Annotated in this window: 8 protein-coding genes; all 8 read left to right on the forward strand. The window is 39.7% G+C overall.

What is annotated here, in order from left to right; all coding sequences use genetic code 11:
• Positions 1 to 74 precede the first annotated feature (74 nt).
• A complete protein-coding gene (gene aspS / locus H4J70_RS12035) occupies positions 75 to 1,874 on the forward strand; it encodes an aspartate--tRNA ligase (RefSeq protein ID WP_182171721.1) in 1,800 nt (599 codons plus the stop codon).
• A 445-nt stretch (positions 1,875 to 2,319) separates the two neighbouring features.
• On the forward strand, positions 2,320 to 2,856 hold the full coding sequence (ruvC, locus tag H4J70_RS12040) for a crossover junction endodeoxyribonuclease RuvC (RefSeq protein WP_146798953.1): 537 nt from the start codon (positions 2,320 to 2,322) through the stop codon (positions 2,854 to 2,856).
• Between the two features lie 75 nt (positions 2,857 to 2,931).
• Positions 2,932 to 3,555: a Holliday junction branch migration protein RuvA gene (ruvA, locus tag H4J70_RS12045; RefSeq protein ID WP_070377216.1), complete on the forward strand. Its 624-nt coding sequence runs from the start codon at positions 2,932 to 2,934 to the stop codon at positions 3,553 to 3,555.
• Between the two features lie 123 nt (positions 3,556 to 3,678).
• Positions 3,679 to 4,683, forward strand: a complete 1,005-nt coding sequence (gene ruvB / locus H4J70_RS12050; RefSeq protein WP_146798954.1) for a Holliday junction branch migration DNA helicase RuvB — start codon at positions 3,679 to 3,681, stop codon at positions 4,681 to 4,683.
• 505 nt (positions 4,684 to 5,188) lie between these two features.
• Positions 5,189 to 5,599 (forward strand): tol-pal system-associated acyl-CoA thioesterase, encoded by a 411-nt coding sequence (gene ybgC / locus H4J70_RS12055; RefSeq protein WP_182217695.1) that lies wholly within the window; start codon positions 5,189 to 5,191, stop codon positions 5,597 to 5,599.
• A complete protein-coding gene (tolQ, locus tag H4J70_RS12060) occupies positions 5,589 to 6,272 on the forward strand; it encodes a protein TolQ (protein ID WP_070376296.1) in 684 nt (227 codons plus the stop codon). The genes ybgC and tolQ overlap by 11 nt, the downstream gene beginning before the upstream one ends.
• A gap of 15 nt (positions 6,273 to 6,287) precedes the next feature.
• Positions 6,288 to 6,713: a protein TolR gene (gene tolR, locus H4J70_RS12065; RefSeq protein WP_146798955.1), complete on the forward strand. Its 426-nt coding sequence runs from the start codon at positions 6,288 to 6,290 to the stop codon at positions 6,711 to 6,713.
• A gap of 3 nt (positions 6,714 to 6,716) precedes the next feature.
• Positions 6,717 to 7,080 (forward strand): cell envelope integrity protein TolA (gene tolA, locus H4J70_RS12070; RefSeq protein ID WP_182251208.1); only part of this gene is annotated, 364 nt, incomplete at its 3' end.

The raw sequence follows: 7,080 nt of genomic DNA on the forward strand, positions 1-7,080 counted from the left end.
CGGCAATTTTCCATCCTAACGATTGCCATGCTAATACTTTGCATGAGCTAGTTAGTATTATCAGGACAACAGACATGCGCGATCTTTATTGTGGTGATGTGAACGAATCTCACATTGGCAAAGAAATTACTTTATGCGGCTGGGTTAACCGTCGTCGAGACTTAGGTGCGGTGATCTTTTTAGATCTACGTGATCGTGAAGGTATGGTACAAGTCGTTTATGATCCAGATTTACCTGAAGTTATAGCGAAAGCGAATACCTTACGTAATGAATTTTGTGTTCAAATTAAAGGCAAGGTGCGTGCCCGACCTGAAGGTCAAATTAATAAAGACATGAAAACCGGTGCTATTGAAATTTTAGGGTTAGAGCTGACTATTTTAAATAAGTCTGCACCATTACCACTTGATTCCAACCAAAATAATTCAGAAGAACAACGTTTAAAATATCGCTATTTAGATTTACGTCGTAGCGAGATGACAGAACGTATGCGCTTTCGTGCAAAAGTAACATCGGCAGTGCGAACGTCCTTAGAAGGGCAGGGCTTTTTAGATATTGAAACACCTATCTTAACTGCGGCAACACCTGAAGGTGCACGTGACTATTTAGTACCAAGTCGCACACATAAAGGTCAGTTCTTTGCTTTACCGCAGTCACCTCAGTTGTTTAAACAATTGTTAATGATGTCGGGTATGGAACGTTACTATCAAATTGTTAAATGTTTTCGTGACGAAGATTTACGCGCTGACCGTCAGCCTGAATTTACTCAAATAGATATTGAAACGTCATTCATGAGCAGCGAGCAAGTGATGAATGTTGCTGAAACGATGATCGTTAAATTATTTAAAGATTTGATGAATGTTGATTTAGGCACATTCCCTCGTATGACTTATTTAGAGGCAATGACACGTTTTGGTTCAGATAAACCTGATTTACGTAATCCACTAGAATTAGTGGATGTTGCTGATATTGTTAAAGATGTAGAGTTTAAAGTTTTCTCTGGACCCGCAAACGACGAAAAAGGCCGTGTATCGGTAATTTGTGTTCCGGGTGGTGCTGCAAAATTCTCACGCAAAGGTCTTGACGAACTGACTAAGTATGTTGGCATTTATGGTGCTAAAGGCATGCCTTGGTTAAAAGTTAATGATGTTGACGCAGCCTTAAGTACTGGTATTGACGGCATACAATCGCCGGTCTTGAAGTTCTTAAATGAAGAAGCGGTAAAAGCGTTATTAACACGTACTAATGCTAAAACAGGCGATATTATTTTCTTTGGCGCCGACAAGTACAATGTTGTTACTGAATCACTTGGTGCATTGCGTCTTAAACTAGGCGAAGATTTAGAATTATTACAAGGTGATTGGAAACCATTGTGGGTTGTTGACTTCCCAATGTTTGAAGAAGCTGATGGCGGCATGCATGCAATTCATCACCCGTTTACCGCACCTATTAATTTAACGGCTGAAGCATTAGAAGCTAACCCTGTTGGCGCGCTTTCTGATGCTTACGATATGGTGTTAAATGGCTGTGAATTAGGCGGCGGTTCGGTACGTATTCATAACCAAGATATGCAAGCTGCAGTTTTTAGAATTTTGGGTATTAGTGACGAAGAAGCGCAAGAAAAATTTGGCTTTTTACTTGAAGCACTTCAGTATGGTGCTCCACCACACGCTGGCTTAGCGTTTGGTTTAGACCGCCTAGTAATGTTAATGACTGGCGCATCATCAATTCGTGATGTTATGGCTTTTCCAAAAACAACCACAGCGGCTTGTCCATTAACCAATGCACCGGGTAAAGCAAATCCAGCACAGCTTGTTGAACTGGGCATCGCTTGTTTACCTAAAGCTGAAAAGAAAGAAGAACCTTTAGCTGAATAGTTTATAAATAATCAGCGTTCGATAAAAAGCAGCTAATTAGCTGCTTTTTTTATCTATAGAATGTACGGTCATAACAGTTCTTAGGCAACCATGCCTTCACTGTATTATTGCTTTGTACAGGTCATTTTTGTTCTGGTAAATCATAGACCCTGAGCCCTCTAGGCAATGTTGTGGCGCCATGGATTGCAACGAACGACGAATGGTCACGACCGCATTTATGCAGAAGGTAGAGCGAAGCATAGATGCACGAGCTGAGGATGTACTAGGGCTCCTGTCGTCATGCTGAATTCATTTCAGTATCTGAATAACAGTTCTTATCTGCATAACGTTCATTGTCAAAATGAACGACGACATTGCCATTTAACTGACTTCAACGCATAATCTCGATACTCTTTTAAGCCATTCCTGCTTTCGTTAAAAATACTATTAAATAAGAGAACTCAATTTGACCATAATCCTAGGTATCGATCCTGGCTCACGTATTACCGGTTACGGTGTTATAAAAAAAGAAGGTCGCAAAATCTCATATTTGGGCAGTGGCTGTATAAAAGCATATGCGGGCAATAAAGAGGAAGATGACTTTAGCCTGCGTCTACAAACTATTTTTGCTGGTGTTTCTGAGTTGATCCTGCAATTTTCTCCCGAACTTTTTGCTATAGAACAAGTTTTCATGGGCGTTAATCCTGGTGGCGCGTTGAAGTTGGGGCAAGCGCGAGGAGCTGCTATTGTTGCGGCAACCAATAAAGGCTTACCGGTTGCAGAATACTCAGCCAGACAGATAAAACAATCGGTTGTTGGTACGGGCGCCGCCGATAAAAGCCAAGTACAACACATGGTGAAATCTATTTTAAAACTGCCTGCTATGCCGCAAGCGGATGCTGCCGATGCACTCGCTATTGCGCTTTGTCATGCGCATAGCCATGATACTCTTGCAAAAATGGCGGGGCAGGTTAGTAAAATCGTCCGTGGACGATTACGATAAACCACGCAAGCGACTTTACTGTATAAATATATAGTGGTATGGTTGCCAAAAGTTAATGTAGAGAAGGTTTTAGCTGTGATTGGTCGTTTACGTGGAACATTATTAGAAAAATTAGCACCAGAAGTCTTAATTGAGTGCGGGGGAATTGGCTACGAAGTTACTATGCCAATGACCAGTATTTATGCCTTACCTGAATTAAACGAACAAGCGATTATTTATACGCACTTTGTGGTCCGTGAAGATGCGCAATTATTATATGGCTTTGCTAATAAAATCGAACGTAGATTATTTAGACTGGTTATTAAAGTTAATGGCGTTGGCCCTAAATTAGGCCTTGCCATACTTTCAAGTATGTCTGCAGACCAATTTGTTAGCTGTGTTGCTCATGACGACTTGACCAGCATTGTAAAAATACCAGGCGTTGGGAAAAAAACAGCTGAACGTTTACTTATTGAAATGCGCGACCGTTTAAAAGATTGGCAAGTCACTCATACGGCATCGCCATTAGCATCGGGAACACTTCCGATTGAGCTTCATCATGAAAATACTTTTGTGACTAATGCAAAAGGTGATGCGATTAACGCATTAGTTTCTTTAGGCTACAGTCAGCAACAAGCTGAAAAGTCGATACGAAACGTATTTAAAGCAGAATCAACGAGTGAAGATCTTATTCGTGACGCATTAAAGTCAATGCTTTAATATCTACTGCATTGATAAAATGTAGATAAAGCTAACACGTAAATAACAGGCTGCTAATATTAACATCGGCCTGACAATACTCACTTAGCCGTATTTAAATAAGCAAAGACACAAGAGAAAATAATGATAGAAGCTGATCGTCTTATTGAACCTACTGCCCAGCCAGAAGAAGAAACCATTGATCGTGCTATTCGTCCTAAACTACTAGCCGATTATACTGGACAAGATCATGTCAAAATTCAAATGGAAATTTTTATCGCGGCAGCAAAGAAGCGCGATGAACCACTCGATCATTTATTGATATTTGGTCCTCCTGGTTTAGGTAAAACCACACTTGCCAATATTGTTGCTAATGAGATGGGCGTGAATATCCGCACAACTTCCGGTCCTGTCTTAGAAAAAGCCGGAGATTTAGCGGCTTTACTGACTAACCTCGAAGAAAATGATGTGCTCTTCATTGACGAAATTCATCGTCTAAGTCCTGTGGTTGAAGAAATCCTTTACCCCGCAATGGAAGATTATCAGCTAGATATCATGATTGGAGAAGGGCCCGCTGCTCGTTCAATAAAATTAGACTTACCGGCATTTACCTTGATTGGTGCAACGACCCGTGCCGGCGCCTTAACCTCGCCACTGAGAGACCGTTTTGGCATTGTGCAACGACTTGAGTTCTATAACACTAAAGATTTAACTGAAATAGTTAAACGTTCAGCCTACTTTCTCAAGCTACCTATTGATGAAGAAGGCGCATTTGAAGTGGCCAAGCGCTCTCGTGGCACACCAAGAATAGCTAATCGGTTATTACGTCGAGTCCGTGACTATGCTGATGTGAAAACGCAAGGCATTGTTAGCCAAGCAACGGCCGCTAAAGCACTAAATATGTTAGAGGTTGATGATCAAGGTTTTGATTTAATGGACCGGAAATTATTGCAAGCGATTATTGATAAATTTATGGGCGGTCCTGTTGGTCTTGATAATGTCGCAGCAGCCATTGGCGAAGAGCGTGAAACAATTGAAGATGTTATTGAACCTTATCTTATTCAGCAAGGTTTCCTGCAAAGAACACCGCGCGGGCGTATAGCAACTGAACGTGCTTACCAGCATTTTGGTTTAGATAAGCCGGTTTAATAACCAATCCACATCGTTATATCAAATTTTAGGTAAAAAAAAGCCCACATAAATTATGTGGGCCAACTTATAAATTAAGTTGATAAGAGGAAATAGGGTTCCAATAAACATGTCAGAGAGAAGAGATAAAATCTATTCAAATTGTCTGGCTATCAACTACCCCGTTATATCAGTGAAGATAAACTTGAATAATTATTACGCTAGCTAGAACAACAAGCGGATTTTAGAGTAAGTGTTCTATTTATACAAGATAAAAAAATTAGATATTTCGCATTAGAAAAACTAATGTTACTTTTTTGGTGTGTCTTTAATCAGCACGGTACAAACTGGTAATTCTCCACTAGAAACTATTTTTCAAAATGTTACATTCGATTACCACTAAACGCTTGTCGTCAGAAGTTATTATCATTAATATAGAAGAAATTATAATTGAGTGTCTCGAATTTTATTTTTAACGATAAAAATACAAATAACGATGCACTGAGCGTTTTACATCATACAACTCATGCCAGATATTAAACACGTTTATCCAGTTAGGATATATTATGAAGATACGGATGCCGGCGGTATTGTTTATCATGCAAACTATTTAAAGTTTTGTGAACGTGCACGTACTGAGTGGTTGAGAGAATTAAACGCTAATCAATCATCTTTTTTAGAACAAAACATTGGTTTAGTGGTCAGAAGAGTGGAAATGGATAATGTAGCTTCAGCCAGCTTAGATGATTTACTTATTGTTACCTCATGGATTAGCGAATTGAAACGCGCCAGTCTGGTTTTTACTCAACAAATTAGTGATCAGCAAAATAAGCTTATTTGTGCTGTTGTTGTCCAAATTGCTTGTGTTAACTTAGCACTTGCTAAACCCTGTGCTATTCCCGAAAAAATATTAGGAGCGTTAAAACGTGTCAGCTGAAATTTCTATATTTGATTTATTCCTTCAAGCCAGTTTGTTAGTTAAAAGTGTAATGTTAATTCTACTAGGTTTTTCTATTGCATGTTGGGCGATGATATTTCAACGTCGAAAAGCACTTAACGACGCACAGGCACAAATGAAAATCTTTGAAGATAAGTTTTGGAGCGGAGCAGACCTAAGTAAACTCTATAATGAAGTTTCGTCTAAAGGTCCTGCCACCGGTATTGAAAGTTTATTTGTATCAGGCTTTAAAGAATTTGCCCGTTTACGAAAAAGCAATATGGATTCACCACAAGCGATTGTTGACGGAACTCATCGAGCAATGCGCGTTGCACTTTCACGTGAAGTTGACCATCTTGAAACACACTTGCCATTTATGGCGACCGTGGGTTCTATTAGTCCGTACATAGGTTTGTTTGGTACTGTTTGGGGGATTATGAATTCGTTTATTGCACTTGGCGCTGTTGAGCAAGCAACACTTGCTATGGTTGCTCCGGGTATTGCTGAAGCATTAATTGCCACGGCAATGGGCTTATTTGCTGCAATTCCAGCAGTGATCGCTTTTAATCGTTTTAGCCACCATGTTGAAAAATTAGAAAATGGCTACGGTAATTTTATGGAAGAATTTTCCAGTATTTTACAACGTCAAAGTACCAGTGAACCATCAGCATAAACGGAGTAATATCTTATGTATAAAAGAGTAAGACGCCGTAAAGTTGCTGAAATCAATGTTGTTCCTTACATTGATGTTATGTTGGTGTTATTGATTATTTTTATGGTTACCGCACCATTGATCACTCAAGGTGTGAAAGTTAACCTTCCTAAGGCCGATGCTGAAGCGCTTGATAAAGAGTCAAAACCCCCTTTAGTCGCTTCCGTTGATGCCGACGGTAATTATTATTTAGCGGTCGGTACCAGTAAGAATGAACCCATGTCAGCTGAACAAGTGGCAACACTGGTTGCTGCCCATTTAAAAGTTGAACCTGACACGCCAGTCGTTGTTAACGGTGATGGTGCTGTTTCTTATGATGCTGTGATACAACTAATGGTGTTATTACAACAAAAAGCAGGTGTTCCATCGGTTGGTTTAATGACAGACCCTGGAGCTAAATAATTAATGAGCCGAAAATTTGCTATCGCATTATCGTTGAGTTTCTTATTACATATCGTATTAGCTGCGGTATTATTGATGGGCGATTTTGACAGCGAACCCAAAGTGGCGCCCAAAGTTGTACAAGTACAGACTATTCAGGCAACTATTGTTGATAAAAGTAAAATTGAAGCACAAGTTAATAAAATTAAGCAAAAAAAACTTGATGATGCCCAACAGTTAAAAGACTTGGAACAACAAGTGGCTTCCGCTAGGGTAAAACGTGCTAAAGAAGAAAAACGTATTAAAGCACTTGAGCGACAAAGAAAGAAAAAATTACTAGAGAAAAAGGCAGCTGACTCAGCAGCAAAAAAAGCGCTAAGCAAAGCTA

This window comes from Colwellia sp. BRX8-9 (genome assembly GCF_014077245.1).
Classification (GTDB): Bacteria; Pseudomonadota; Gammaproteobacteria; order Enterobacterales; family Alteromonadaceae; genus Colwellia_A.

What these genes read in the sequence shown, in the direction of transcription:
- aspS (WP_182171721.1), top strand. Translation starts at nt 75, where the DNA reads ATGCGCGATCTTTATTGTGGTGATGTGAACGAATCTCACATTGGCAAA.
- ybgC (WP_182217695.1), top strand. Translation starts at nt 5,189, where the DNA reads ATGCCAGATATTAAACACGTTTATCCAGTTAGGATATATTATGAAGAT.
- ruvB (WP_146798954.1), top strand. Translation starts at nt 3,679, where the DNA reads ATGATAGAAGCTGATCGTCTTATTGAACCTACTGCCCAGCCAGAAGAA.
- tolR (WP_146798955.1), top strand. Translation starts at nt 6,288, where the DNA reads ATGTATAAAAGAGTAAGACGCCGTAAAGTTGCTGAAATCAATGTTGTT.